Raw genomic sequence first — 26,598 nt, forward strand, 5'->3', positions numbered from 1 at the left:
TGGGCGACACGCCCACCTTACCCCCACGTTATCTAAACGCGCGTAGCGTTGGCCAAGCCACTGCAATTGCACCGAGAATTGCAAGAACCGCAACGCTATCCACTGCAAATTCATTGCGTACAGCCACGGCAATCAGTGCCCAGATCACCGCAATTCCGTAAGTCGGTGCGCGTGCCAATCGCCACTGGATCGCAAAGCTCAGCACAATCGCAAACCCAACACAGACCCAAGCTGCTGTGGTTTCGCTCAGAAATCCGTAGCCCGCAGCGATCAACCCCAAAGCAACCGAGCTGGCCGCGCTGAGCCAGCCTGCGTACAACCCGACAGGCCAGCTGGCCCAAACGCGATCGCCCAAAGGTGCGCGCATCAGGGCGATCAGGGCCGGGATCAGCATGCACCAGATCAACACGGTCGCCCACAGCGGGCTAAGGAGTGCGACAGGCAACCAACCGACGCCGACGGCCAGCGATACCATCAACGCAGGGCGCATCGCTGCCCAGTCAGGGTCCGTGCGGCGTTTCCACAGCCCAAAGAGCGCACCAGCGATCAGCCACAGATAAATCAGCCCCCAGATCGAAAACGCATAGCCTGCGGGCTGCATGCTTGGGTTGATTTGCGGCACCGGAAACTGGTTCGGATCAAAGCCGCCAAATCCAGGCACCAGAAATGGCGATGCGGCAAAAGCAACGCTTAGGATCAGCGTCAAAGCAGCGGTCAGGCGGGCGGTGGCATCGGTCATGAGGCGGGGCTCCGGTCGATTGTGATTGTTATCCTGCATTTACAACGGATCACGTCCAAGTAAAGTTGCCTGATAGATTTATTTATTTTGGACACGCAAACCATGACTCGCATTGCGATTTTTTGTGACGGCACGTGGAACTCGTCGAGTATCCCTGAAACGACCAGCATTCACAAATTGCAAAACGCGGTTCTGAGCGACCCTTTGCAAGGCCAAGTTGCCGCGTATTTTGCCGGGGTCGGCACGGACGACCGATTTGACGGGCACACAGCGCAGTTCTTGAACAAATGGGGGGGCGGCGCGTTTGGTTGGGGGCTCGATGGTAAAGTAAAAGAAGCCTATGAGTTCATCTGCAACGTTTATAGCGCCGGGGACGAGCTGTATTTTTTCGGCTTTTCACGGGGCGCGTACACGGCGCGCTCGGTTGCTGGCATGATCCGAAAATGTGGCATCGCCAAGGATACTTCGCCCGAGGGGATCAACGCTGCCTTTGATCTGTACCGCAAATCAGGGCCTGAAAACGCGCCAGATCAGCCGCATATTCTCAGCGCGCGGCGGGCAATGTCGCCTGATTTTGCAACGTCAGCCAAAGATGCCGAGGCCCGTGGTGGTGCGGATATTGTGCAGATTGCCTACATCGGCGTGTGGGAAACAGTCGGGGCGCAAGGCATCCCGCCGTCCTTGTTGGGCCCCGTCGCATCGGTTTGGAACCGGCGGTACAAATTTCATGACATGGCCTTGTCCAGCCTTGTAAAAAGTGCGCGCCACGCGTTGGCGCTGGATGAGCAACGACCGCTTTACACACCTGCGTTGTGGGACAATCTAGATGATCATTTTGACAAAGCCGGCCTGAATGGTGGTGACGTTGGTCCGCTGCGCCCGTTTCAGCAAATGTGGTTTGTGGGCGATCACAAAACCCTTGGCGGTGCAGGGCCGGAACAGCCGCTGTCGGTGCTGCCACTGGAATGGATCGTGCAAGGTGCTGGGCGTTTGACGCTAAAACCAGGTGTACGTTTTCCGGTGACGGACCCTGACCCGATGGCACCTGCACCGCGCATTTTCGCGCGGCGCAAGATGTTTGCAAAATGGCGTTTGGGTCCGCAACACAAGCGTGACTTGCATCCCTCAGCCGAGGCGCGTGCGAGCGGGATCCAAAGTTACCGCCCGGGCAGTCTGGCCAAGTTTTTTAGCTAAGCTGACCGTTCGCCGAAATCGCAGTTTTGCCACCCAGATACGGGGCCAACACCTCGGGCAGGGCGATCGACCCATCCGCCTGCTGCCCGTTCTCAAGCACGGCAATCAAGCAGCGCCCAACAGCCAAACCCGATCCGTTCAGCGTGTGCACGAACTGCGGTTTGCCGCCGCCCTCTGGCTTGTAACGCGCGTTCATGCGGCGGGCTTGGAAGTCGCCAGTTGTGGAAACGGACGAAATTTCGCGGTAGGCATCTTGGCCCGGCAACCACGCTTCGATGTCGTAGGTGCGGCGCGCACCGAACCCCATGTCGCCGGTGCACAATTCAACCGTGCGGTAGGGGACGTTCAGGCGTTCCAGCAAATCTTCGGCGCAGCGCAACATGCGTTTTTGTTCCGCATCGCTGTCTTCGGGCAAGGTGACCGAGACCATTTCGACCTTTTCAAACTGGTGTTGGCGTAGCATGCCGGACGTGTCGCGCCCCGCCGATCCAGCTTCGGAGCGGAAGCAAAGCGTGTGCGCGGTCATGCGGATTGGCAGGGCTGAGGCCTCGAGCACGTCGCCAGACACGGAATAGGTCAACGTCACTTCGGACGTCGGGATCAGCCACCAACCATTTGTCGTCTGGTAACTGTCATCGCCGAATTTCGGCAATTTGTCGGTGCCGTACATCGCCTCGTCACGGACCAAAACCGGTGTGTTGTATTCGGTCAAGCCGTTGTGATCCACGTGGGTGTCGACCATGAATTGCGCCAGCGCGCGGTGTACACGGGCCACGGCCCCTTTGAGCATGACAAAGCGCGCACCTGATGTTTTGGCTGCTGTTTCAAAGTCCATCGACGCGGCGACAGCGGCAATTTCAAAATGCTCTTTGGGTGCAAAATCGAACGTGGCAGGCGTGCCCCAGCGGTTCACTTCGACGTTGTCCGCCTCGTCCGCGCCCATGGGCACATCGTCGGCAGGCAGGTTCGGAATGCGGGCCAGCGCATCCGTCAATTGGGCGTCCAGCGCATCGGCCTCTTGACGCATGGTTGCAACTTCGGCCTTTTTCTCACCGACCAGCGCGCGCAGGCGTTCAAACTCGGCCTCATCGCCACGGCCTTTGGCAGCACCGACTTCTTTTGAGGCTTTGTTCTGCTCGGCTTGCGCAGTTTCAGCCGCAAGGATCTTGGCACGGCGCGCCTCGTCCATTGCCAGCAAGGTCGGTGACACCGCATCATCCCCACGGCGCGCCAAAGCGGCGTCAAAAGCGGCAGGGTTTTCGCGGATCGCTTTGATGTCATGCATGGGGATGGTCCTTGGATTTGAGTCGATTTGGTCGGGTTATGCCCGAAGTTGGGAACTGTAGCCAGACATCAAGTGTTTATGCCTTACCGAACATAAGCCCCTTTGAAATGTGAAGATGGGTAGCTTTCTGTGTCTGGACGCATGGGGTTTAACATCACTGACCCAAGCCAATTCGTACCCTGAAAGTTTGTGGAGAAATCAAAAAATGAGTCTTCAAAAATTGAGTTTTTAAAAGAGGAGTTGAACAAGTCTGTGCCGCACATATTGAGGTTATCACCTTCAGCATTGCTAAAGTCGCACCGATATACTGCGGTGGCTTCAAACTGAGCATGGCTCAAAGCAGTGTTTTGCAAATTGCAATCTTCCAGCTTTGCGCCATTAAATCGCGTTCCCGTTAGATTTGCATTTGCGAAATTACATCGTACAAACGAGCTTCCTTCGAAATCAGCTTCAGTAAGATTACTGCCCTCGAAATCGCAATTTGCAAAACTTGCACCTCTCGCATTCATTTTTTGGCCCAAAATACTTTGAAAAATCAAGTTTGCACCTGAAATTCCATCCAAATTACTTTCGCTTAAAACTGCTCCACCCAACTTCATGTCGTTAAAGTTGCACCCCCCTAGGTAGCATCCCCTGAGGTCTATTTTAAAACCACTTTGCCCAAATTCCTTTGCATTTTGTTCATGTACACGCAAAGCAGATGTCCGAGTTCCCAATACTTGAATCGCAATTTCGATGTCTGCTCTAGTTCGCAAGTTTCTCGCTGCGAGCCAAGCTTGCCCTTCAAAAAAAGCTCTGCCAAATCTGCCCAAGCGGGTCCGGCGAATATCTAATTCCACGAGAAAAACGCCTTGATCTTTATTGCGATAGCCTAGAGGTGGCAAATCTACAGAAGGTCCAACAGGAATTTGGGTGTTTTGACGCACATATGAAGACAGAATACGTAAAATGGTAATGTGGTCTTGGATGCTGTCTTTTGACAACCGCTGAAGCGAAAAAATAGCACCAATTCGCGCTTCGATGTTCACGTCAGTAAACTCGTAGGTTGTTCTTTCAATCACCGCTTTTCCAAGTGGATCAGTGAGTTCCAAGGGCCCTTGGTCATCATATATAGTTTCGCCATTTTTGTCCGTAACATATACTGGTGTTTCAATGAGTTTTCGGACTGGTTTGTCGGCACTCAAGCCTTGTACTGCCTTGAAAATACGGTCGTTTATCAGCCCTTCTTCAGTTGCCTTTGCGGTTCGCTCGTTGATCCATACACGGATAACGGAAAAGAAAACCGTGGCGGCAGCTGCTAAGACACCCATCAAAAGCGCGACAGATGTCGCAATGTTCCGAATATCCAATGCGGGCGTGTCTGGATTGGATGCATCGGCTTTTAGTCGATCAACTAATTTCGTTAAGCTGACGCCGATTTCTACGAGATACAAACTTAACGCCATAACTGCTAAAGTGCATGCTGTTATGATGATCAGCATAACGTAATTTCGTTGTATCCAGTTTAATTGAAAGCGATGCTTCGGGACTTCTGTAGAGACCAGCCATTGAACACAAAAAACCAGCACGACCATCACAATAAAAACCCAAGTCACGGGGTGGTTTACAATTGTTAAATACGATTCAATCATTGCGCGACCTTTCAAAATCTTCCCACCACCATGGCGCGCATTTGTGACGTCGCCAAGCGTCAATTTCGCGTGTTTCCCGCCCATCCCAAACATACCTTAAAAACCACCCCGCGTGACCTTGCAAAGCCCCCCAACACTCCATAGGTTCTGCCAAAATCAGCGCGTCCCAAAGCGCCCGAAATCAAGGACAAAACCATGGACCAAATCGGCCAATTTCTGCCCCTCATTCTGATCTTTGCGATCATGTATTTCCTGCTGATCCGTCCGCAGCAGAAAAAGATGAAAGATCACCAGGCGATGGTGGCAGCGCTGCGTCGTGGTGACAAAGTTGTGACCGCTGGCGGCTTGATCGGCAAGGTCGTCAAGGTCATGGATGACGGCGAAGTCGAGGTCGAAGTGGCTGACGGCGTTAAGGTGCGTGTGGTTCAGGCGACGATCTCTCAGGTTGTGTCCAAGACCGAACCAGCCAAGTAACTCTGCCGTTTAACCTTCGGTTATTTAAGAACAAAGGACCCATTGATGCTGCAATTTGATGCATGGAAGCGGGTCGCAATTTGGCTGACCTGCGCGGTGGGATTGCTGCTGGCGATGCCCAATGCGTTTTACACGCGTGTCGAGGCGCGCAATGACGCGGTCGCGGCGATCGAGTTGGGCGAGGATACCCCCGAACAGCAAGCGATTGCAGGCACTTGGCCGTCCTATTTGCCCTCTGGTCTGGTCAATCTGGGCCTCGATTTGCGCGGCGGTGCGCATCTGCTGGCCGAAGTCGAGCTGTCGGATGTTTATCAAAGCCGCATGGAAGCGTCGTGGCCCGAAGTGCGCGATGCCTTGCGTCCGGCCCGGGCCACAATCGGCGGTATTCGCCAGCAACCGTCCAAACCCGACGAGTTGCGCGTTCGGATCGGCAACCCTGAAAACATGGCCGAAGCACTGGTGATCGTGCGCGGTCTGGCGCGTCCTGTGCAATCGTTGACGGGTGTCGGTTCGACCGATCTGGCCGTCAGTGCCGAGGGCGACATCATCGTCGTGACCCTGTCTGACGCTGAACGACTGTCCACCGATGAACGCACAATGCAGCAGTCGCTGGAAATCGTGCGACGCCGCATCGACGAGGTCGGCACCCGCGAACCGACGATCCAGCGCCAAGGCACTAACCGGATTTTGATCCAAGTGCCGGGCATTGGGTCTGCGGCCGAGTTGAAAGAAATCATCGGCACAACCGCCCGCCTGACGTTCAACCCTGTTGTGAACCGCACGGGCGACAGCAACGCCAACCCGGGCATCGGCAACTCGCTGGTTCCATCGCTGGACGAACCGGGGCAGTATTTCATCATCGAAACCGCACCAGTTGTGTCGGGCGAAGATCTTGTTGATGCGCAGCCAGCGTTTGACCAAAACGGCGGCCCTGCGGTTTCGTTTCGGTTCAACACCTCGGGCGCGCGCCGTTTTGGTGACTACACCGCTGAAAACATCGGCAGCCCGTTTGCGATCACGTTGGACGATGAAGTCGTCAGCGCGCCGGTCATCCAAAGCCATATTCCGGGTGGATCGGGCATCATCACCGGCAATTTCTCGGTCGAGGAAAGCACGCGATTGGCGGTTCTGCTGCGGGCAGGGGCCTTGCCTGCGGAACTGACCTTCCTTGAGGAACGCACCATCGGGCCGGAACTGGGCCAAGACAGCATCGACGCGGGCAAAATCGCAACAATGGTCGCCTTTGGCGCGGTGCTGGTGTTCATGGCGCTCAGCTACGGCACCTTTGGCATATTTGCCAACATCGCACTGATCATCAACGTCGGTCTGATCTTTGGACTGCTCAGCCTTGTTGGCGCGACGCTGACGCTGCCGGGCATTGCGGGCATCGTGCTGACCGTCGGTATGGCAGTCGATGCAAACGTGCTGGTGTTCGAGCGGATCCGCGAGGAACTCAAATCCTCAAAAGGGCCGGCGCGCGCGATTGAACTTGGGTACGAAAAAGCGCTGAGCGCGATTATCGATGCCAACATCACCACGTTTATCACCGCTGTGATCCTGTTCGTCATGGGCTCTGGCCCGGTGCGCGGGTTCGCGATCACGCTGGGCCTTGGGATTATCACCTCGGTCTTTACTGCCATCTACGTCACGCGGCTGATGGTGGTCATCTGGTTTGAACGCCGCCGCCCAAAAACGATCGAGGTTTAAGATGCGTCTCAAGTTAGTCCGCGAAAACACAAAGTTCGATTTCTTTAGCCGCTGGAAACTGTGGTTGGGCATTTCGATGCTGATGGTGGTGATCGGGTTTACGTCCTACGCGATCCAGGGCCTGAACTTTGGCATCGATTTCCGGGGCGGCACCACGATCCGCACCGAAAGCACGCAACCCGTTGTAATCGGTGAATACCGCGCCGCGTTGGACACGTTGAATTTGGGCGATATTTCGATCACCGAAGTGTTTGATCCGAATTTCCGCGCCGATCAAAACGTCGCGATGATCCGCATTCAGGCCCAAGAAGGCCAAGAAGCGGTCGAAGTCGATACGATTGTCCAAGTCGAAGCCGCCTTGCAAACGATTGATCCGGGAATGAAATTTCCGTCGGTTGAATCCGTTGGTCCCAAAGTGTCAGGCGAGCTGATCAAGACGGCGGCGCTCGCGGTGGTTCTGGCGATTGGCGCGGTTCTAATCTACATTTGGCTGCGTTTTGAGTGGCAGTTTGCCTTGGGCGCAGTGGCTGCATTGGTGCACGATGTGGTGCTGACAATTGGCGTGTTTTCCGAACTTCAGATCAAATTCGACCTCGCGATTATCGCCGCCTTGCTGACCATCGTTGGCTATTCGCTGAACGATACTGTGGTGGTGTTTGACCGGGTGCGTGAAAACCTGCGCAAGTACAAAAAGAAAGAACTGGCCGAGGTTCTGAACATCTCGATCAACGAAACGCTCAGCCGGACAGTCATGACATCTGTCACCACATTGCTGGCGCTGATCGCCCTGTTTGTGCTGGGCGGCGACGTGATCCGTGGCTTTGTTTTTGCAATGATTTGGGGCGTGATTGTCGGGACGTATAGTTCGGTCTTTGTTGCCTCAACGATCCTGCTGTACTTGGGTGTGAAACGCGATTGGTCCAAGCCTGACGCGAATGCTGGCAACCAATTCGCCAACATTGACGCCTAAATGAGCGAGGCCTTTACAGCCGCGATTGCAACGCCGGGGCTGTGGTTCATTGTCATCGGCGCGCTGCTTGCGGGCATCGTGCGTGGCTTTTCCGGCTTTGGCACGGCGATGATCTACCTGCCGTTTGCAGCCCAAGTTGTCCCACCGTTGTGGGCGATCATCACGTTGATGGTGATGGATGTGATCGGGCCGATCCCGCTTGTGCGCCCTGCGTGGCGGGCGTCTCAAAAACGGGATTTGTTTTTGTTGCTGGCCGGGTCCGTGTTGCTCATTCCTGTGGGTTTGTCGTTGCTCGATACGATTTCGCCTGAAACGTACCGCTACATCGTGTCTGGCATCGCACTGGTTCTGGTGCTGTGTCTGGTGTTCGGGCTGCGGTATTCGGGGTCTGTTTCGCCGCCCGTCACGTTAGGGGTCGGGGCGTTGTCAGGGTTTTCCGGCGGCTTGGGCGGTGTGCCCGGCCCACCCGCGATCCTGTTTTATATGGCCAGCACTTTGCCCGTCAAAACCGTGCGCGCGAACATGATATTGTTCCTGTTTTTCACCGACTTTTTGCTGCTGGGCATCATTGGCATTCGCGGTGATCTTGCGATGACACCAATCATTATCGGTGCGATGATGGCGATCCCGAATGCGGCGGGAAACCTGATAGGTGCCGCCATTTTTGATCCTGACAAGGCGGCGCTATACAGGGCGGTTGCGTATGTTATCGTGGCAGGTGCAGCAATCATCGGCCTGCCGTTCTGGTCCAATTTGGGGTAATGAAATGCGTTTGAACGAAGTCACGTACAACGACGCCAAGCCAATCGAGGGCTACGGCCCCGGCTTTTTCCGCATCGGCGGAGAGGTGTTTCATTCGGCGGTTTTGACCTCCGGCCAAGGCACGTTTGAATGGAGTGGCTACGATGACGCTGCAACATTGCTGGCGCTGGCCGGTGACATCGACGTGCTGTTTGTCGGCACCGGCGCGGACGTCGCGCACATCCCGACAGACCTGCGCGATCAGCTCGAAGAAGCGGGCCTAGGGGTCGAGGCAATGGCATCGCCGGCGGCCGCGCGCACCTATAATGTGTTGCTCAGCGAAGGGCGCCGCATTGCTTTGGCGATGTTGCCCGTTTAACGATTGAGCATGAGTTTGAATGTCACAGACCTAACAATCGCGCGCGGCGGCTTGCCCGTGCTGAACGGTCTGTCGTTTACGCTGGATCCTGGTCAGGCGCTAATTTTGCGCGGTCCCAACGGCTCTGGTAAAACGACCCTGCTGCGCACAATCGCGGGTTTGCAACCAGCACTGAGCGGCACGATTGACGCCGACGAAGATCAGATTGCCTACGCCGCACATTCCGATGGGCTAAAGGCGATGCTGTCGGTGACCGAAAATTTGCAGTTCTGGGCGGATGTGTTTGGGCAGAACGATATCAAACCGGCATTGCGCGCCTTTGATTTGACCACACTGCAAGACCGTCTCGCGGGCACCTTGTCAGCGGGGCAAAAACGGCGACTGGGTCTGGCACGTTTGTTGGTGACAGGGCGGCCGGTTTGGGTGCTTGATGAACCGACAGTGTCGCTTGATACCGCGTCCGTGGCCTTGTTTGCAGACGCTGTGCGCGCACATTTGGGGCAGGGTGGCATGGCCCTGATCGCGACACACATCGACCTTGGTCTTGACGAGGCTGCGATCCTTGACGTCACTCCGTTTGCCGCCAAACCCGAGGCCCGTTTCGGGGCCAGCGACGAGGCATTTCTTTGAACGCTCTGTTGATCCGCGATTTGCGCCTTGCGGTGCGCGCAGGCGGCGGCCTTGGCCTTGGGCTTGCGTTTTTCCTGATTGTTGTGGTGCTGGTGCCGTTTGCGGTCGGGGCCAACACCGATCTGTTGTCGCGCATCGCGCCCGGCGTTTTGTGGATTGGTGCATTGCTCGCGTGCCTCTTGTCTCTCGATCGCATCCTTGCCCTCGATTTCGAGGACGGAACGCTTGATTTGCTGGCCACAGCGCCGGTGCCGCTTGAGGCCGCGCTGAGCATCAAGGCCCTCGCGCATTGGATCACCACTGGCCTGCCTCTGGTCCTCGCCGCCCCGATCTTGGGCGTATTAATGAGCCTGCCACCCCAAGGTTACCTCTGGCTCGTTGTCTCGCTTTTGCTCGGAACGCCAGCACTGTCCGTCATCGGAACCTTTGGCGCGGCCTTGACTGTCGGCATCAAACGCGGCGGTTTGCTGTTGTCGTTGCTGGTCCTGCCACTCTATGTGCCGACGCTGATTTTCGGGGCCGAAGCGGCGCGGCGCGGCGCTGCAGGGGCGGATGTCAGCACGCCGATGCTGCTGATGGCGGGCATTTCCGCCGGGGTCATCGCATTGATGCCATTTGCCAGCGCTGCCGCCTTGCGGATAAACTTGCGATGAGCTGTGAACACGTTGACGTGGGCCTGCCAAGATGCCGGTTGAGCAGCGCGGCGCAACGCATTACTGATCTATAAACCGCATTAAGGAACCTAAATGTCTCTTTGGGAATACGCCAATCCAGTCAAATTTTTGCGGCTCAGCGAGCAGGTGTTGCCAGTGCTTTGGGTATTGGCCGCGGCCAGCGTCGGCACCGGGCTGATCTGGGGTTTTTTCTTTACGCCGGACGAACGGCTGCAAGGGTCCACGGTCAAAATCCTGTTCCTGCACGTGCCGGCCGCGTTGATGGCCATTAATGCGTGGTTCATGATGTTGGTGGCCTCACTGATCTGGTTGATCCGGCGGCATCACGTTAGCGCCTTGGCCGCCAAAGCCGCAGCACCAGTTGGCGTCGTTTTTACGCTGATCGCGCTGGTGACTGGGGCAATTTGGGGGCAACCGATTTGGGGCACGTGGTGGGTTTGGGACCCGCGATTGACCTCGTTCCTGATCCTGTTTTTGTTCTACCTTGGCTACATCGCCCTGTGGGAAGCGATCGAAGACCCGGATACAGCCGCCGATCTCACATCGGTTTTGTGCCTTGTCGGATCAGTGTTCGCAGTGCTGTCACGCTACGCCGTTCAGTTCTGGAACCAAGGCTTGCACCAAGGCACTTCAGTGCCCGTCGCGACAGGCGAGCGCAGCGTGGCTGACGTCTTTTGGCAACCGCTGCTGATTTCGATGATCGGCTTTGGCTTGTTGTTTCTGGCCTTGGTTTTGTACCGCACAGGCACCGAAATTCGCATCCGGCGCACGGCCGCATTGCTGGCCCGAACAGGAGCACGCGGATGATACCTGAACTTGGAAAATACGCAGGCACCGTGTTGTGGGCTTACGGCGCGTCTCTCGCGTTGCTTGGCGTTCTGGTCTTTGTGACCCTGCGCAAAGGGCGCAAGGTGAGACGCGCAATGGAAAAAGTGGAAAATCGGAATGGCTAAAATTTCGCCCCTAATGCTGGCTCCACCGCTGATCTTTGCAGGGTTTGTAGCGATGGCTGCGGTTGGTATGTTCCGCGACAATCCCAACGATCTGGAAAGCACGCGCACAGGCCAACAGGCCCCTGCAATCACAACCGAAACCTTACCCGGTTTCAATGCCGTCAGCGCAGAGGACTTGGCCAGCGGTGACATCACGCTGGTGAACTTCTGGGCCAGTTGGTGCCCGCCGTGCCGCGCAGAACACCCCAAATTGCTGGAAATGCAGGCTGCTGGCGTTCCGATCATCGGCGTGAACTTCAAAGATACTGCCCGCGATGCAACGCGCTACTTGGACGCTGACGGCAATCCATTTTCCGCTATTGGTTTCGATCCCAAAGGGCGCACTGCCATCGATTGGGGCGTGACCGCACCGCCGGAAACGTTCATCCTGGATGGCAACGGCAAAGTACTGTTTCGCTTTGCAGGCCCACTGATCGGCAGTGACTATGAGAACCGGTTCTTGCCAGAATTAACAAAAGCGCTGTCTGACTAAGCACTCAAATTTGCTGCCCGTTTGCTGGGTTGGAGGCTTTCAGATTAGCGAGACCAAGATGCACCAGCAGGCCTTGTCAAATTCAGACGGCCTATCCAGCAAATTCGCGCAGAACCTGACCGGCATTAACCGGCGTGCGTTCGCCGTCGCGCATGGACAAGCGACCATTTACCAAGACATGGGCCACGCCCGAGGCGTAGCGGCGCGGGTGGCGTGCGGTGGCGTTGCTGGCGATGCTGGCTTTGTCAAAGACGCAGATGTCGGCGTAATATCCTGCCTTTAGCGACCCGCGTTGCTTTATGCCCAAACGGGCTGCGGGAATTGAGGTGATTTTACGCAACGCTTCGCCCAAACTCAGCACATTGCGATCCCGAACATAGTATTGAAGGAAACGCGCAGCCCAACCATATCCACTCAGCGATCCGATGTGGTCCTTGAGGATACCTTCGTTGGCGATGGCAACGGTGTCCGAAATAACCGCGCATTCGGGTTGCTGCATGCACAGGTCGACATCAGAATCCTGAAAGGATTTCGACGACCACATGCAGGCCATCAAATGGTCGCCTTCCTCCAGCAAAATATCGAGCACCGCGTCGTAGGGGTGGCAATTGCGCATCCGTCCGATTTCGGCAAAATCCATGCCAACGATGTCTTTGTTGTGCGTCGCGTTCAGCAACACGATGTCGCTCCATTTTTCGACCTTTACGATCAACCACATCGGTTGCGGGTTGGCTTTGATCTTTTCGCGCATCTCGGGGTTGGCGAGGCGCTTTAGCACGTCTTCGACGCCGCCCGCTTGGGCCCATTTGGGCAGGATCGCGGCCATCAGCGTGTGGTTCCAGTCATGCGGGATGACGTCAAATGCGATGTCACAATCGTAACGCCGCGCAAGGTCGATCATTTCCAGCGTGTGTTCCATCGCGTGACTGGGTGCACCGTATTTCGGCTGGATATGAGAGATTTGCAGCTTGGCCCCCGATTGGCGCGCGGTGGCAATCGCTTCGGCAAATCCGAGATCATACTGGGTGTCGCGGTTGCGCACGTGGGTTGCATACAGACGCCCCCATTTGGCGGCGACTTCGCACATCGGCACCAGATGTTCGGGGGCGGCCAAACTGCCGGGAAAATACTCAAGCCCCGAGGAAAACCCGCCAGCACCTTCGTCCATGCAGCGATCAACAAGGCGGGCCATGTCGTCGACTTCTTCGGGTTCGCCCGCCCGCAAATCACCGCCTAAAATGGCGCGGTGAATGGTGCCGTGGCCGACAAAGGCCATCACATTCACGCCCAGATCGATATCATCCAGAACATCAAGATATTCGCCAAAACCGTGCCAGTTTGCGTGTTTTGCATCATCGGTGTGCCAGGGTGCAACCATGCGGATGGCGTCGTGTGACACCACAGGCGCGCAGGAAATGCCGCATTGGCCGATGACTTCGGTTGTTACGCCTTGGTGGACCTGACTTTCTGCGCGCCCATCCGCGATCAGCGTGAAATCGGAATGGGTGTGCATGTCGACAAAGCCCGGGGCGACGGTCAGGCCTGACACATCGATGACCTCTGCGGCGCTGGTCAGCGCAAGTTCGCCGGGGGCCGCGATTGCCGCGATCTTGCCGTCTTTGATCGCAACGTCCCCCACAAAACTGGTGGTTGCGACGCCGTCGAATATTTCGCCCCCCTTGAGGATCAGGTCGAACATCTGTGAGCACTCCTAGAGGGCCGGGCCATAGAGCCAGTTGGGCAGGAAGGTCGCGATCTCGGGGAAGGTGATCAGGATCATTAGCCCCACGATGTAGGCGACAATAAAGGGCAAAACAGCCACTGAAATTCGTTCAATCGAGATGCCCGATATGCGCGCTGCCACCGTCAGGTTTGCCCCAAGCGGCGGGGTCAGAAAGCCGATTTCGCAAGTGATCACCGTAAAGATACCAAACATCACCGGATCAACGCCCAAGGACAGGGCCAGCGGCAGGAACACAGCCGTGAACAACACGATCTGGGCCAGCGATTCCATGAAGGTGCCGATAAAGATGTAAAAGACGCCAATCAGCAGCAGCACCAACACTTTGTTTTCCGTGATCGAGGTGATGCCGTCTTGCACAGCACTGGGCACGTCATAAAACGCGGTAAGTTGACCAAAGGCCAATGTCGGTGTCAGCAAGATCAGGATGCCCGTCAGCAAAGCGGTAAAGCGCAGCGAGTCGATGACTTTTTGTACGGTCAATTCACGGTAGATGAACATGCCGACAAACAGGGAATAAAACACCGCAACACCCGCGGCTTCGGTTGGCGTAAAGGCACCGCCGTAGATGCCGCCAAGGATCAGCACGGGTGCGCCGATGGACCATTTGCCATCCCATGCCGCCTTTAGGAACGGACCCCATGAAAACGCAGCACCATTGCCGCCATATCCGCGTCGGCGCGAAATGATGTAGGTGGTGATCATCAGTAAAAGCGTCACCATGAAGCCCGGGATGACGCCGGCCAAGAATAGCCTTGGGATCGATGTTTCAGACACCAAACCGTAGATGATCAACAAGTTAGAGGGTGGGATCAGGCTGCCAAGAGCACCGGCACTGGCGGTGATGGCGGCGGCAAACGGCACGTCATAGCCTTCGCGTTTCATTGCGGGCACAGTGACGGACCCGATGGCCGCCGTTGTCGCAGGGCCAGAGCCGGAAAGCGCTGCAAACAGCATACAAGCAAAGACTGTCACCAGCCCCATCGAGCCGCGATAGGCCCCCACAAGATTGGTCGCGATGGCGATCATCCGGTTGGCCATGCCGCCGACCTCCATCAATCGACCGGCCAGCACAAACAACGGGATGGTCAGCAGCGGAAACGGGGTCAGGCTGCCATAGCCGGTCTGGGCCAGCAGCGTGTAGGGAATATCAATCAGATAAAGCGCAATGGCCGTGGTCAGGCCAACGGCGACAAACAGCGGAACGCCCATGACGGTAAAAACCACAAAGACAATGGCGAGGATCAGTAGGGGGCTCATAGGTGGGCCTCGATGTCGTCAAGGGGCGCGTCGCCGGTTTCCTCAAGCATGCCGGGCAGGCCCCTAGCCCCGTCGCTCCACCAGTGTGCATAGGTTTGAATGAGACGCAGCAACATCAGCGTATACCCGATGATCAGGATGGATTGTGGGTAGAATTGATCAATGCCTAGGCTGGGGCTGCGGGTGGTGTATTTCCACAAAACCCCCAGATATTCCCAACTGACGCGGATCATGAACAAACAAAAGAACGCCCAAAACCCGTCCGCGATAAAGATCACAAAGCGACCCATGCGCGGTGGCAATGACTGCACAGCCACCAGAATACGAATGTGAAACCGTTCGCGCACACACAGCGATGCCCCAGTGTAGACCGCCCAGACCATCGCAATGGAGGAGGCTTCTTCGGTCCAATGCAGGGCAATTTCAAAGACATATCGCGCGACAACTTGGGCAAAGACCGCAACGGCGATCACAACAAGGCAGCTACAGCAGATCAACTCTTCTATGTGTCGCTCTAGCCATTTGAGTAGTCTCATCGCCGTTCCCCTGAAGTTGCTGATCTGGCGTGAAAAAGGGGGCTGAATGCCCCCCTTTGGGTCGTGCGTCGCTTATTCAGCGGCGGCTTGGATTTGCTGGACCAGATCCACAAAATCAGCGCCTCGTTTGGCGGCGAATTCATCCTGGACGGTCTTGGCTGCGGTGATGAAATCCGTCAGATCTGGGCGGGTCATCTTCATGCCGCCTTCATTTGCCAACCACGTGCGCACTTCTTCGGTCTCGGTCAGCACCTGTGCGCGCATCTCGATCCCTGCATCCGTGGCGGCACGCTGGATTTGCTCGCGCTGCTCGTCACTCAGCTTTTTCATGAACGCGTCAGAGGCGAACAAAGGGGCCATGGCGACAAAATGCTCGAGGATGACCAAGTGAGGCTCGAATTCGTAGAACTTCATGTCTTTGATGAACGAGGTGCCGTTGTCGCCACCGTCCACCGTGCCTGTTTGCAGGGCGGTCGGCGTTTCGGACCATGCCAGCGGCACAGGGTTGGCGCCAAAGGCCGCGAATGTGGCAAGCATCACTTCGTTCTTGGGCACGCGGATTTTCAAACCCTGCATGTCAGCCATCGTGTTGACCGGACGTACCGAGTTGTAAAAATCGCGGTACAAGGCCGGACCGAAGGACAGCAGATGGACACTGGTGTCGGCTTGCAGCTTTTGCTTCATGAAATCGCCGACAGGACCATCGACAACACGTTGCAAATGCTCACCGTTCTGGAAAACGTAAGGCAGGACAGTCACATCCATCAGCGGCCAGTGGGGTGAAACGTTGTTCCCGGTGATGAAAAAGCCATCAACGGTGCCCAGTTGCATGGCCTTAAAGGCCTCGTCTTCGCTAGAGATTTGATTGCAGCAGCGCAGTTTTACATCGATCGAACCGCCGGTGTATTCTTCGGCTTTGGCCTCGAAAATCTTGCCAAAACGACCATAAAGCGACTCTTCTGGTGCGCCGAATCCGACGTTCATCGTAAGGTCAGCCGCCAGTGCACCTGAAGCCGAAACTGCCAAGGCAATCAAAGAGGTAGTGACAGATTTTAATCCGAAATTTTTCATCTTTTTCTCCGAGTTGGGTTACGTTTTTTCTTAAGCTTGGCATATGAAATTCATCAAGTATAATATCAAAAAGGTCATCTTTGATAACATTGAGGCATCATGAGTATTGATCTACGCCATCTGCGATGCTTCGTTGCGGTTGCAGAAGAATTGCATTTTAGGCGTGCGGCCGAACGTCTTGGCATCGCCCAACCGGCCCTCAGCCGGACCATTTTCAATCTTGAAAAAGAGCTGGGTGTCACGCTTTTGGAGCGGACAAATCGCATCGTCGACATCACCACCACCGGCAAAACTTTTCTGGAGGGATGTTACCGTGTTTTGAACCGCATGGAGCGCACCATTGAGAACACGAAACGGGTCCATGAAGGAAAAATTGGATCTTTGAGGATTGGGTACACTGAAAATGCGATCAGCGGATGTGTTCCGGAAATACTAAAGTCTTTTCAAGACCTTCAGCCCGATATCGACCTGCAGCTACATCACAGCGTGACCGCGGTTCAGCTAAAAAACCTACAGGACAAGGAGCTCGACATCGGGTTCGTCACCGGGGCGATCAACCGTAAAAATTTCGAAACCCGATTGGTGCAATCTGAGACATTTGTCTGTGTTGTCTACAAGGGGCATGCCTTGGCGCACAGGAAAAGTGTGCGCTTGAGCGAGCTGGCCGATGAAGACATCATTCATGGCACATCGACCGAATGGGAGTACTTCTTTTCCTATCTGATCCCGCTTTGCAGGAAGTCTGGGTTTGAGCCAAAAATCGTCCAAGAAGGTCTCAACACGACAGCAATTCTTGGCCTTGTGTCTTGTGGCATGGGGATAACGATTTTGACGGATTGTGTGCGCAATCTGGTGGGTGCGAACCTAGTTGTTATTCCGCTAGAACAAACCTCAGAGCGGCTTGAAACAGTGGCGATTTGGAAAACAGACACAACCGACGGCGCCAAAGAACGCTTTTTGAAGTTTCTGGAGCTGCGCGGGAATCCGTAAAATTGCGTACAGCAAACGCCGAGCGCCAATCGCCAGTCCTAAGCGGTATGTGTCCGCAACGGTCGCGAGCAGTAAAAGCGCGCAGCGTAGCAATCAAAGGTATTGGCCGAAATCTGAGCGGACATTCATCCACAAAAAAGGCCCCGCAGTTTCCCGCGAGGCCTTTTGTCATGTGAAACGCGATCTATGCAGCGGCGAGCGAACGCAAAACGTAGTGCAAAACGCCACCGTGCTCGATGTATTCAATCTCGATCGCGGTATCGATACGGCATTTCAGGCTGATCTCGTGCACAGTTCCGTCCGCCATTGTGATGGTGCAAGGCACCTCTTGCAGCGGCTCGATTGTGTCGAGGCCCGAGATAGAAACCGTTTCGTCACCGGTCAGACCCAGCGATTTGCGGCTCACGCCATTTGTGAACTCGAACGGGATCACACCCATGCCAACAAGGTTGGAGCGGTGGATACGTTCAAAGCTTTCAGAAATGACCGCCTTGACGCCCAGCAATGCTGTGCCCTTGGCGGCCCAGTCACGGGATGACCCGGCACCGTATTGTTCGCCGCCAAAGATCACCAGCGGTGTACCGGCAGCTTGATGCGCCATGGCTGCGTCGTAGATCGACGTTTGTGCGCCATCCGGTCCTTTGGTGTAGCCACCCTCAACCCCGTCCAGCATCTCGTTTTTGATGCGGATGTTGGCGAACGTGCCGCGCATCATCACTTCGTGGTTGCCACGACGTGACCCGTACGAGTTGAATTCGCGCACAGGCACTTGGCGTTCGGTCAGGTACTGGCCAGCAGGCGTGTCGGCCTTGAACGAACCGGCAGGGCTGATGTGGTCGGTCGTGATCATGTCGCCCAAAACCGCCAGCACTTTGGCGTCATTGATGTTTGAAATCACGCCTGGCTCGGCACCCATCCCTTGGAAGTAGGGCGGGTTTTGCACGTAGGTCGATTGGGCTGGCCAATCGTAGGTCAACGCGTCGGTGGTTTCGACCGCTTGCCATTTTTCGTCGCCTTTGAACACGTCCGCATACTTGGTCTGGAACGCTTCGCGGGTCACGGTTTGTTCAACCAATTCAGCGACTTCTTGGGTCGTGGGCCAGATGTCTTTCAGGAAGACGTCGTTGCCGTCTTTGTCCTGACCGATAGCGTCCGAGGCCAGATTGATGTCCAACGTACCGGCCAGTGCGTAGGCCACAACCAGCGGCGGTGAGGCCAGATAGTTGGCGCGCACGTCGGGTGAAATACGCCCTTCAAAGTTGCGGTTGCCGGACAATACTGAGGTCGCAACCAAATCGCCGTCAGCGATGGCTTTGGACAGCTCCGCTTGGATCGGACCAGAGTTGCCGATGCACGTGGTGCAGCCATAACCGACAAGGTTGAAGCCGATTTTATCGAGGTCTTCTTGCAATCCAGCGGCTTCCAAATATGCAGACACAACTTGTGATCCAGGGGCCAAAGACGTTTTGACCCAAGGTTGGCGGTTCATGCCCAAGGCAGCGGCCTTGCGAGCCACCAAACCTGCGCCAATCATGACGTAGGGGTTGGATGTGTTGGTGCACGACGTGATGGACGCGATCACAACTTTGCCGGATTCCATGGTGTAATCTTCACCGTCCACGGCCACTTCTTTGTGCATCGGGCGCTTGAACGTCTCTTCCATTTCGCGGCGGAAGGCGGTCTGGCCGTCGGTCAGTGCCACGTAATCTTGTGGGCGTTTGGGGCCGGAAATCGCAGGAACGATTGTACCCATGTCGAGGTGCAGGGTGTCTGTGTAGATTGGGGCGTAATCATCGCCGCGCCAGAAGCCGTTTTCCTTGGCGTAGGCTTCGACCAACGCGATGCGGTCCTCGTCACGACCGGTTGTGCGCAAGTAGCGTAGCGTTTCGCCGTCGATTGGGAAGAAACCACAGGTCGCGCCGTATTCCGGTGCCATGTTGCCGATGGTCGCGCGATCTGCGAGTGGCAGGCGGTTCAACCCTTCGCCGTAGAATTCGACGAATTTGCCAACAACACCTTTGGCGCGCAGCAGCTCTACCACTTTCAACACCAGATCCGTACCGGTGGTGCCTTCCATCATGGAACCCGTCAGCTCGAACCCGATAACTTCGGGGATCAGCATTGAGATCGGCTGACCCAACATCGCAGCCTCAGCCTCGATCCCGCCGACGCCCCAGCCCAAAACGGCCGCGCCGTTTACCATCGTGGTGTGGCTGTCCGTGCCGACCAGCGTGTCAGGATAGGCAACTTGGTTGCCGTGCTGATCTGCATCTGTCCAAACGGTTTGCGACAGATATTCAAGGTTCACCTGGTGGCAGATGCCGGTGCCGGGCGGTACAACGCGAAAGTTGTTAAACGCGTTCTGGCCCCATTTCAGGAAGGTGTAGCGTTCCATGTTGCGTTCGTATTCGCGGTCAACGTTCATCTGGAACGCGCGCGCATTGCCGAACTCATCAATCATAACCGAGTGGTCGATGACCAGATCAACCGGGTTCAGCGGGTTGATTTGCTCTGCGTCGCCGCCAAGGGACACCAGCGCGTCACGCATCGCGGCCAAATCAACAACAGCTGGAACGCCGGTGAAATCTTGCAACAAAACGCGGGCAGGGCGGTACGCAATCTCGCGCGGGTTCTTGCCACCTTGGGCACCCCATTGTGCAAATGCTTTGATGTCGTCGACGGTGACCGTCTTGCCATCTTCAAAGCGCAGCATGTTTTCCAGAACCACTTTCAACGCGGCAGGCAGCTTGGCGAAATCACCAAGGCCAGCGGCCGTCGCGGCAGGGATCGAGTAATAATCAACAGATTGATCGCCAACTGTCAGCGTCTTGCGCGTCTTGGCGGTGTCGTGTCCAACTGTAATGGGCATGTGGGCTCTTCCTTTGGGGTAGAGTTGCGGGAATGGCTTTGGGTGCGGTTTGCCTTATGAAACGTCTCGGATCAACCGTAAATTGGGCCTATGCGGCAAAATGTATACCATTGTGTACCGAAATATGCCGTCAATTGAACGCATTTGCGTGATCAGAAGTGTTGCAAGTCTCAAGAAACCTTGATTGGTCATTTCAGTCACGCTTCATTAGGGATGAGGGACGACATGAACAACGGATCAAAAACGCCATGAAACGACTGTTATCCAGCACTGCTGCCGCATTTTTTGCACTCGCTGCCCCCGCGTGGGCCGGATCGCCTGTGGTGGTTGAATTGTTTACGTCGCAGGGCTGTTCCTCTTGCCCGCCTGCGGATGCAATGTTGCACGAATTGGCCGAACGTGATGACGTGATCGCCTTGGCGCTGCACGTGGATTACTGGGACTACATCGGCTGGAAGGATGAATTCGCCAAGCCAGCCTATTCCAAGCGCCAGCGTGAATACGCCATAATCGGGCACCGCCGGTCGGTTTACACTCCGCAAATGGTCATCAATGGCGAAACCGATGTGGTTGGCGCAAAGGCGATGCAATTGTCCGAAGCCTTGGCGCAGCACGCAGCGAAACCTGCGCTGGTGGATGTCGAAATCGCACGTCAGGGCGGTAATTTGCAGATCAACGCGGTTTCAAACGGGGCAAAGGGGCCGTTTGTTGTGAACCTTGTGCGCTATACACCCCGGTCGAAAACACGGATTACGCGGGGCGAAAATGCAGGGCACACACTAAGCTATGCCAACGTCGCGCATGACTGGAAGATCGTCAAAGAATGGGATGGTCGTGCACCACTGAACATGACGGCGGATCTAGACGGAGACGAACCAGTCGTTGTTATCATTCAACAAAACCGGTTTGGGCCGATCATGGCAGCGGCGCGTTTGCGCTAAAAATGATCGGGGCGCCACCGGCGGTGCATCCACAGCCACTGGTCAGGATGTGCACGAATTTGCGCGCTGAGGCTGTCGTTCATCGCTTGGGTCATAGTCAGGGCATCTGAATGCGGGATCGGTTCTTCTAGCACGGTGTCAAAACTGATCCCGTCGGGTTGGCGAATGCCATAATACGGAACCAGCAAGGCATCAAATCGCAGCGCAATCTTTGCCGCAGACACGGCCGTGCGTGCAGGTTTGCCGACAAAATCCATAACAGGCGCACCAAAAACGTGCTGATCAAACAGCAACACCGCTTGCCCGCCTTTTTTGAGATGACGCACAAACCCTGCGGTGCCTTTGTTCCCCTGAGGAAACATTGTGCCGCCAATCGCTTCCATCGTTTTAACGTAATGAGCGTTGAAATAAGGGTTGGACATGTTGCGGTACAGCCCACCAAAATTGAACCCATGCGTTGTCAGGGCGGCGCGCGTTGTCTCGTAATTGCCCAAATGTCCGGTGACCAGAATGATCGGACGACCTGCGGCTTGGGCGGCTTTGATCGCCTCGAATCCGACGCCTGACATCGGGTGATGATCCATGCGGGCCATCATGTCTTTGGTCGAATAGTTTTCGATCAAGGCGCGACCGAAGTTGTTCAGGCAAGCTTTGGCCGTCACGCGGCGTTCTTCAATGTCCAAATCTGGAAAAACATGAGCAAGATTTTCGAGCGCGCGGCGACGGTATCCGGCCAATGGCCCGAAAACATTTGCCACCAGGGCCCCAAGCAAGCGCACGCGCGTTGTGTACGGAAGAATCAATGCACACCGGATCACACCGGAAATAATCGCGTTTGACACGTAATGCGTGGCGCGTTCCTTGAACGGTGCAACGGGTTTTTCGGCGGATTTCGTCATGGCACCTGTTTAAGGCAAGAGGGGCTTACAGCGCGGTTTTAGCCTTGCGGGTCACGCGCGTTTCACGATGCCAAACATATAGACCCGCCCCGACAATCACAAGCGCACCAACAACTGTCCACGCGTCAGGAACTTCGGCAAACAAGAACAGGCCAAAGAGGATTGAAAACACCAAGCCCGAATAGTTGAACGGGGCAAGCAGGCCGGCTTCGGCCATGCTAAGCGCGCGGATCAGCAGCATTTGTCCGGTGGCGCCAAACAGGCCGATCAAACCCATCAGCGCGACGGCTTTCAGGGTTAACGGCTGCCAGTAAAACGGAACAATCAGGCTCAGGATCACGGTGCCGACAAGGCCGGTGTAAAACAGCGACGTCCAGACGTTTTCGTCCGGTCCAATGCGACGGGTGATCAATGTGTAGGCGGCAAAACATGTGGCCGCGCAGAGTGGCAACAGGGCGACGGGCGAAAACACATCAGTTCCGGGACGAATGATGATGAACGCGCCAATCATTGCAACAACGATGGCGGCGATACGGCGTTGGCCCAATGCTTCGCCCAAGAAAATTGCGCCGCCCATGGTGATCAGCATTGGATTCAGGCTCATCACAGCGGCGGCTTCGGCCAAGCCAATCCGGCCCAAGGCGAGGAAGTAAAAGAACGTTGCCATCATCAGCAGGATCGAACGGGTGATCTGCAATTTTGGATAGTGGCTGCGAACAACACTGCGCAGACGCGGGGCCACGAGGATCAGAACCAACAGCATTTGCACCGTGTAGCGCGCCCAAAGTGCGGGCATAGCGCCAGTGATCGGGCTGATAAATTTGACGCAAACATCCATGCAAGTGAAGCAAAAGATAGCCAGCACCGCGAGGGTTATGGCGCGCGGATTTGCCGAAGCAGAAGGTGCGCTCATATTGTCACGTGTCGCATGATCTGGCCCTGCAGTTGCTGCCAACGTCCCCTTGGCATACGGTAAGAACGCGCAGGAAAAGCGAGCAGTTTCAAGCGGTTTCGATGCGCGCACCCAACGAATGTCGCAAACAGGCCGTGTCGCAACGATTGCCAGCGTCGATTACTCGCCGTCAGCAGGTTCATCATCGGGGACCAGCAACAAGATGTCGCCGGACGTTTCCATAGCCCGAACCGTTGCAATGATCGCGCTCATGGCGGCATCGACATCTGCTTGTTTTGGTTTGTCCAGTTCTTGCACCTCTTCGCGCAATTGATCAGCCATCCGTCCTGACATGTTTTCTAGGATGTAATCCGCAGAGGCTTGCATACCGCCCGCCGCAGCACCTGCGATGGCGAGCACCAGATCGCCCGGTGCAACATCACGCAAAATTCGCGGAATATCGCGTGGTGCAATACGTTCGGGAATATTGCCAAAGGTAAAGATCGCTTTGCGGACTGCTGTGGCGAACCCCTGATCGGTTTCATCGAGGCCCTCAAGCATGTCGTCGCGGGTCAGTGAAGTTGACGAATTCAGGATCGCACCGACACGATCGACCGGATCATCGTCAAAGGCGCGCAACGGCTGCGCAGACAGCTGGGTCGCTAGCGACAGCCCGATGCGATCCACCGCATCCGGCGACACACCGCTGGTTTGTGAAACGGCGTAGGTGATTTGACGCGCACGTGGTCCAGGCAGCATGCCCAGCAATTCGGCGGCTTTGCTGATCTCAATTTTGGACAACATCACGGCCGCGACCTCAATGCTTTCGTCTTGCATCACCGGAAGCAGGGCGCTGACGCCCAAATCACGGATGCGCACCCACGGATCACCGGTTTGGCGCACGCCTGCCTCTTTGCGCAGTCGATCAGAGGTTTGTTTGCTGATTTTACCGTCCAAGGCCGTCAACGCGCCGGCAATGCCACCGGGAAAACTAAGGCCGATGCTGCTGACTTCGTTGGCGAATTCGGCGACCACGGACGCCAGTGTATCGCGGTCAACCACGCGCATTTTACCCATCTGCTGGGTCAGCTGCGCTTGCAGTTCTTCTGGCAAATCCTCAAGCGGGATATCAGCCCCTTCGTTCAGCAACAGACGCACGATAATTGCTGCCTTTGCCTTGCGACTAAGGTTCAGAATCGGTTTGGGAGTTGAAGGGAAGTCAGCCCCGCCCTGCGTCATCGCAGGCATCGGGGCCATAGGTACCAGATCCATTCGTGCCAACCTTGTGCTGTTTCACACAGGTTTGGCACATAGGGGTAAAGAAACCCTCAAAGACCACGCAGTCTTTTAGTGGCTGTAGGTCACACCGGTCGCAATGGCGTTGGACAGCGACTTGGCCGCCCAGGTGTCAGAACCGCCACGGGCATTGATTTCACGCAACTGTGCAATGGCACCGATTTTGTCGCCTTGATCCAACAGACCTTGGCCCATGTAAGATCGCGCAAGGATGTTGTCGGGGTTCGTATCCAGCGCTTGTTTGTAGAACACCATGGCCACGTCGATGTTGCCCAGTTTGCGGTTGGTGAACCCTTTGTACGTCAGCACGCGGTCGTCGTTTTGATCGGACATCGCGGCCAGCACGCCTTGGGCGTCTTCGTAACGACCCGCATAAGCCAATTCGCGCACAGCATCGTACAGGCCCGTATCATCTAGGCTGGATTTCTTGGGCTTCACACAGCGCTGCTTTTTCTCGTCCCAAACACGTACACCTTTGCAGTCTTTGCTGGTTTTGGTGGGTTTGGGGGCGGTTTCTTCGCCACCGCCTGCCGCATAGATCGGTGTGGCGATTGAAAATGGCAAAGTCAAAGCAGCTACAATCATGAATGTACGCATAAGGTCGTCTCCTGTCTGGGTCTTTTGTTAATCATAGCGTTATAACCCGACAGGTCCCGAGTTTATTCGATCACGGCTACGTTATTTTGCTGTGCCTGTTGTGAACCTGTCTGTTCAGGGGGGCATTGCGCCGCTGATCCGGTGTGATCGGGGGCAAGACAACAAGGGCGCTGTGGCACAAGGCGCACCCGCGGGGACGCGCCTTGTATCTGCGATTTAGTCTTTGAACACGCGGGCGAAAATCGTGTCGACGTGTTTGGTGTGATAGCCCATGTCGAATTTCTCGTTGATTGCGTCCACGGACAAGGCGGCGCAGACCTCTGGATCGCCCAGCAATTCCTCGCGGAAATCAGTGCGGAATTCCCAAACCTTCAAGGCATTGCGCTGCACCATTTTATACGCGTCTTCGCGGTTCACGCCAGCTTGGGTCAAGGCCAGTAGCACCCGTTGGCTCATCACAAGGCCGGGGAATTTGTTCATGTTGTCCAGCATGTTGTCCGGAAAGATCAGCATTTTGTCGATGACAGAGGTCATGCGCGACAGGGCAAAATCCAGCGTGATCGTGGCGTCGGGGCCGATGTTACGTTCAACAGAAGAATGCGAAATATCACGCTCGTGCCATAGGGCGACGTTTTCTAGCGCAGGGATCACCGTCATGCGCACCAGACGCGCCAGACCTGTCAGGTTTTCGGTCAGCACAGGGTTCTTTTTGTGCGGCATCGCGCTTGAGCCTTTTTGGCCCATGGAAAAGAACTCGGCGCCTTCCAACACTTCGGTGCGCTGCATGTGGCGCACTTCGATCGCGATATTTTCGATGGAGGACGACACAACACCCAACGCCGCAAAGAACGCAGCATGGCGGTCGCGCGGGATGACTTGGGTTGAAATCGGTTCGACCTCAAGGCCCAGTTGCGCGCAAACATGTTCTTCGACCTGCGGATCGACGTTGGCAAATGTGCCAACCGCACCAGAAATCGCACCGGTTGCGATTTCGGCGCGCGCCACATGCATGCGGGCCAAGTTGCGATCCATTTCCGCGTAGAAACGTGCGAACGTCAGACCCATCGTTGTCGGCTCGGCGTGGATGCCGTGGCTGCGACCGACACGCAGGGTATCTTTGTGCTCAAGCGCGCGGCGTTTCAAGGCGGCCATCAAGCCCTCGACACCAGCGATCAGAATGTCTGCGGCGCGCACCAGTTGGACGTTGAAACAGGTGTCCAGCACGTCCGAGGATGTCATGCCTTGGTGCACAAAGCGTGCCTCGTCCGATCCGACATGTTCGGCCAAATGGGTCAAAAACGCGATGACGTCGTGTTTGGTTTCGGCCTCGATCTCGTCAATGCGGGCCACGTCGAATGTGACGTCTTTGGCTTTCCAGACTGCATCGGCGTTTTCGCGCGGGATGGTGCCCATGTTGGCCATCGCTTCGCAGGCGTGGGCTTCGATCTCGTACCAGATTTTGAATTTGGTTTCGGGCGACCAAATGGCAACCATTTCAGGACGGGAATAGCGAGGGATCATGCGCGCACCTTTTTGTGACTTTGACAGGGAGAGACTTTAACAAGTGTCGGGGGCCTCATAGACTGCGTGGGGCGCA

The 26,598-nt window shown here is 56.0% G+C and carries 26 protein-coding genes; 13 read left to right on the forward strand and 13 right to left on the reverse strand.

The annotated features are described in order from the left end of the window. Positions 1-28: 28 nt before the first annotated feature. Positions 29-739: a hypothetical protein gene (locus ACFIO0_RS04320; RefSeq protein WP_390913932.1), complete on the reverse strand. Its 711-nt coding sequence runs from the start codon at positions 737-739 to the stop codon at positions 29-31. 102 nt (positions 740-841) lie between these two features. Between ACFIO0_RS04320 and ACFIO0_RS04325 the strand changes: the two genes are divergently transcribed. After that, a complete protein-coding gene (locus tag ACFIO0_RS04325; RefSeq protein ID WP_390913934.1) occupies positions 842-1,933 on the forward strand; it encodes a phospholipase effector Tle1 domain-containing protein in 1,092 nt (363 codons plus the stop codon). Here the strand turns inward: ACFIO0_RS04325 and serS are convergent. Together serS and ACFIO0_RS04335 are read right to left on the reverse strand one after the other, a co-directional pair. Continuing rightward, positions 1,926-3,218, reverse strand: a complete 1,293-nt coding sequence (gene serS / locus ACFIO0_RS04330; protein WP_390913936.1) for a serine--tRNA ligase — start codon at positions 3,216-3,218, stop codon at positions 1,926-1,928. The two genes, ACFIO0_RS04325 and serS, sit on opposite strands and share 8 nt — an antisense overlap. A gap of 83 nt (positions 3,219-3,301) precedes the next feature. Beyond that, positions 3,302-4,933, reverse strand: a complete 1,632-nt coding sequence (locus tag ACFIO0_RS04335) for a pentapeptide repeat-containing protein (protein ID WP_390913938.1) — start codon at positions 4,931-4,933, stop codon at positions 3,302-3,304. A 111-nt stretch (positions 4,934-5,044) separates the two neighbouring features. Between ACFIO0_RS04335 and yajC the strand changes: the two genes are divergently transcribed. The 10 genes from yajC to ACFIO0_RS04385 all read left to right on the forward strand — a co-directional run bounded on the left by yajC (position 5,045) and on the right by ACFIO0_RS04385 (position 11,909). Next, positions 5,045-5,323: a preprotein translocase subunit YajC gene (yajC, locus tag ACFIO0_RS04340; RefSeq protein WP_390913940.1), complete on the forward strand. Its 279-nt coding sequence runs from the start codon at positions 5,045-5,047 to the stop codon at positions 5,321-5,323. Between the two features lie 45 nt (positions 5,324-5,368). Continuing rightward, positions 5,369-7,030: a protein translocase subunit SecD gene (secD, locus tag ACFIO0_RS04345; protein WP_390913942.1), complete on the forward strand. Its 1,662-nt coding sequence runs from the start codon at positions 5,369-5,371 to the stop codon at positions 7,028-7,030. Between the two features lies 1 nt (position 7,031). Then, a complete protein-coding gene (gene secF, locus ACFIO0_RS04350) occupies positions 7,032-8,000 on the forward strand; it encodes a protein translocase subunit SecF (protein WP_390913944.1) in 969 nt (322 codons plus the stop codon). Continuing rightward, positions 8,001-8,762, forward strand: a complete 762-nt coding sequence (locus ACFIO0_RS04355; protein ID WP_390913946.1) for a TSUP family transporter — start codon at positions 8,001-8,003, stop codon at positions 8,760-8,762. 4 nt (positions 8,763-8,766) lie between these two features. After that, the gene (locus ACFIO0_RS04360) at positions 8,767-9,120 is read left to right on the forward strand and encodes an MTH938/NDUFAF3 family protein (RefSeq protein ID WP_390913947.1); all 354 of its coding nucleotides are present in this window, start codon (positions 8,767-8,769) and stop codon (positions 9,118-9,120) included. A gap of 9 nt (positions 9,121-9,129) precedes the next feature. Beyond that, on the forward strand, positions 9,130-9,750 hold the full coding sequence (gene ccmA, locus ACFIO0_RS04365) for a heme ABC exporter ATP-binding protein CcmA (RefSeq protein ID WP_390913949.1): 621 nt from the start codon (positions 9,130-9,132) through the stop codon (positions 9,748-9,750). After that, the gene (ccmB, locus tag ACFIO0_RS04370) at positions 9,747-10,403 is read left to right on the forward strand and encodes a heme exporter protein CcmB (protein WP_390913951.1); all 657 of its coding nucleotides are present in this window, start codon (positions 9,747-9,749) and stop codon (positions 10,401-10,403) included. Before ccmA ends, ccmB begins: the two co-directional genes overlap by 4 nt. Positions 10,404-10,496: 93 nt before the next feature. Further along, complete coding sequence (locus tag ACFIO0_RS04375; protein ID WP_390913952.1) at positions 10,497-11,231, forward strand: heme ABC transporter permease CcmC; 735 nt, start codon at positions 10,497-10,499, stop codon at positions 11,229-11,231. Beyond that, positions 11,228-11,377 (forward strand): heme exporter protein CcmD, encoded by a 150-nt coding sequence (gene ccmD / locus ACFIO0_RS04380; RefSeq protein ID WP_390913954.1) that lies wholly within the window; start codon positions 11,228-11,230, stop codon positions 11,375-11,377. Before ACFIO0_RS04375 ends, ccmD begins: the two co-directional genes overlap by 4 nt. Beyond that, a complete protein-coding gene (locus ACFIO0_RS04385) occupies positions 11,370-11,909 on the forward strand; it encodes a DsbE family thiol:disulfide interchange protein (RefSeq protein WP_390913956.1) in 540 nt (179 codons plus the stop codon). The genes ccmD and ACFIO0_RS04385 overlap by 8 nt, the downstream gene beginning before the upstream one ends. A gap of 91 nt (positions 11,910-12,000) precedes the next feature. On the opposite strand, the gene ACFIO0_RS04390 is transcribed toward ACFIO0_RS04385, so the two are convergent. The 4 genes from ACFIO0_RS04390 to ACFIO0_RS04405 all read right to left on the reverse strand — a co-directional run bounded on the left by ACFIO0_RS04390 (position 12,001) and on the right by ACFIO0_RS04405 (position 16,517). After that, on the reverse strand, positions 12,001-13,608 hold the full coding sequence (locus tag ACFIO0_RS04390) for an amidohydrolase family protein (protein WP_390913958.1): 1,608 nt from the start codon (positions 13,606-13,608) through the stop codon (positions 12,001-12,003). 12 nt (positions 13,609-13,620) lie between these two features. Beyond that, positions 13,621-14,910 (reverse strand): TRAP transporter large permease subunit, encoded by a 1,290-nt coding sequence (locus ACFIO0_RS04395; protein WP_390913960.1) that lies wholly within the window; start codon positions 14,908-14,910, stop codon positions 13,621-13,623. Further along, positions 14,907-15,446 carry a TRAP transporter small permease subunit gene (locus ACFIO0_RS04400; RefSeq protein ID WP_390913962.1) on the reverse strand — a complete coding sequence of 180 codons (540 nt, stop codon included), beginning with the start codon at positions 15,444-15,446 and terminating at the stop codon, positions 14,907-14,909. The genes ACFIO0_RS04395 and ACFIO0_RS04400 overlap by 4 nt, the downstream gene beginning before the upstream one ends. A 72-nt stretch (positions 15,447-15,518) precedes the next feature. Next, positions 15,519-16,517 carry a TRAP transporter substrate-binding protein DctP gene (locus ACFIO0_RS04405; protein ID WP_390913964.1) on the reverse strand — a complete coding sequence of 333 codons (999 nt, stop codon included), beginning with the start codon at positions 16,515-16,517 and terminating at the stop codon, positions 15,519-15,521. Positions 16,518-16,616: 99 nt separating this feature from the next. Between ACFIO0_RS04405 and ACFIO0_RS04410 the strand changes: the two genes are divergently transcribed. Then, entirely contained in the window at positions 16,617-17,507 is an 891-nt protein-coding gene (locus ACFIO0_RS04410) for a LysR substrate-binding domain-containing protein (RefSeq protein ID WP_390913966.1), read from the forward strand. Positions 17,508-17,691: 184 nt separating this feature from the next. On the opposite strand, the gene acnA is transcribed toward ACFIO0_RS04410, so the two are convergent. Continuing rightward, the gene (gene acnA / locus ACFIO0_RS04415; protein ID WP_390913968.1) at positions 17,692-20,376 is read right to left on the reverse strand and encodes an aconitate hydratase AcnA; all 2,685 of its coding nucleotides are present in this window, start codon (positions 20,374-20,376) and stop codon (positions 17,692-17,694) included. Positions 20,377-20,624: 248 nt separating this feature from the next. Here acnA and ACFIO0_RS04420 point away from each other — a divergent pair, with 248 nt between their 5' ends. After that, a complete protein-coding gene (locus ACFIO0_RS04420) occupies positions 20,625-21,317 on the forward strand; it encodes a DUF1223 domain-containing protein (RefSeq protein WP_390913970.1) in 693 nt (230 codons plus the stop codon). Here ACFIO0_RS04420 and ACFIO0_RS04425 read toward each other — a convergent pair. From ACFIO0_RS04425 to purB, 5 genes are all read right to left on the reverse strand, one after another. After that, a complete protein-coding gene (locus ACFIO0_RS04425; protein WP_390913971.1) occupies positions 21,314-22,216 on the reverse strand; it encodes a lysophospholipid acyltransferase family protein in 903 nt (300 codons plus the stop codon). The genes ACFIO0_RS04420 and ACFIO0_RS04425 overlap by 4 nt on opposite strands. A 25-nt stretch (positions 22,217-22,241) precedes the next feature. Beyond that, positions 22,242-23,129, reverse strand: a complete 888-nt coding sequence (locus ACFIO0_RS04430; RefSeq protein ID WP_390913973.1) for an EamA family transporter — start codon at positions 23,127-23,129, stop codon at positions 22,242-22,244. Between the two features lie 159 nt (positions 23,130-23,288). Then, positions 23,289-24,380, reverse strand: a complete 1,092-nt coding sequence (locus ACFIO0_RS04435) for a FliG C-terminal domain-containing protein (protein WP_390913974.1) — start codon at positions 24,378-24,380, stop codon at positions 23,289-23,291. A gap of 75 nt (positions 24,381-24,455) precedes the next feature. Further along, positions 24,456-25,001, reverse strand: a complete 546-nt coding sequence (locus tag ACFIO0_RS04440) for a tetratricopeptide repeat protein (protein ID WP_390913976.1) — start codon at positions 24,999-25,001, stop codon at positions 24,456-24,458. 216 nt (positions 25,002-25,217) lie between these two features. After that, complete coding sequence (gene purB / locus ACFIO0_RS04445; RefSeq protein WP_390913977.1) at positions 25,218-26,522, reverse strand: adenylosuccinate lyase; 1,305 nt, start codon at positions 26,520-26,522, stop codon at positions 25,218-25,220. Positions 26,523-26,598 lie beyond the last annotated feature (76 nt).

Source organism: Pseudosulfitobacter sp. SM2401 (genome assembly GCF_042932805.1).
Lineage (GTDB): Bacteria > Pseudomonadota > Alphaproteobacteria > Rhodobacterales > Rhodobacteraceae > Ascidiaceihabitans.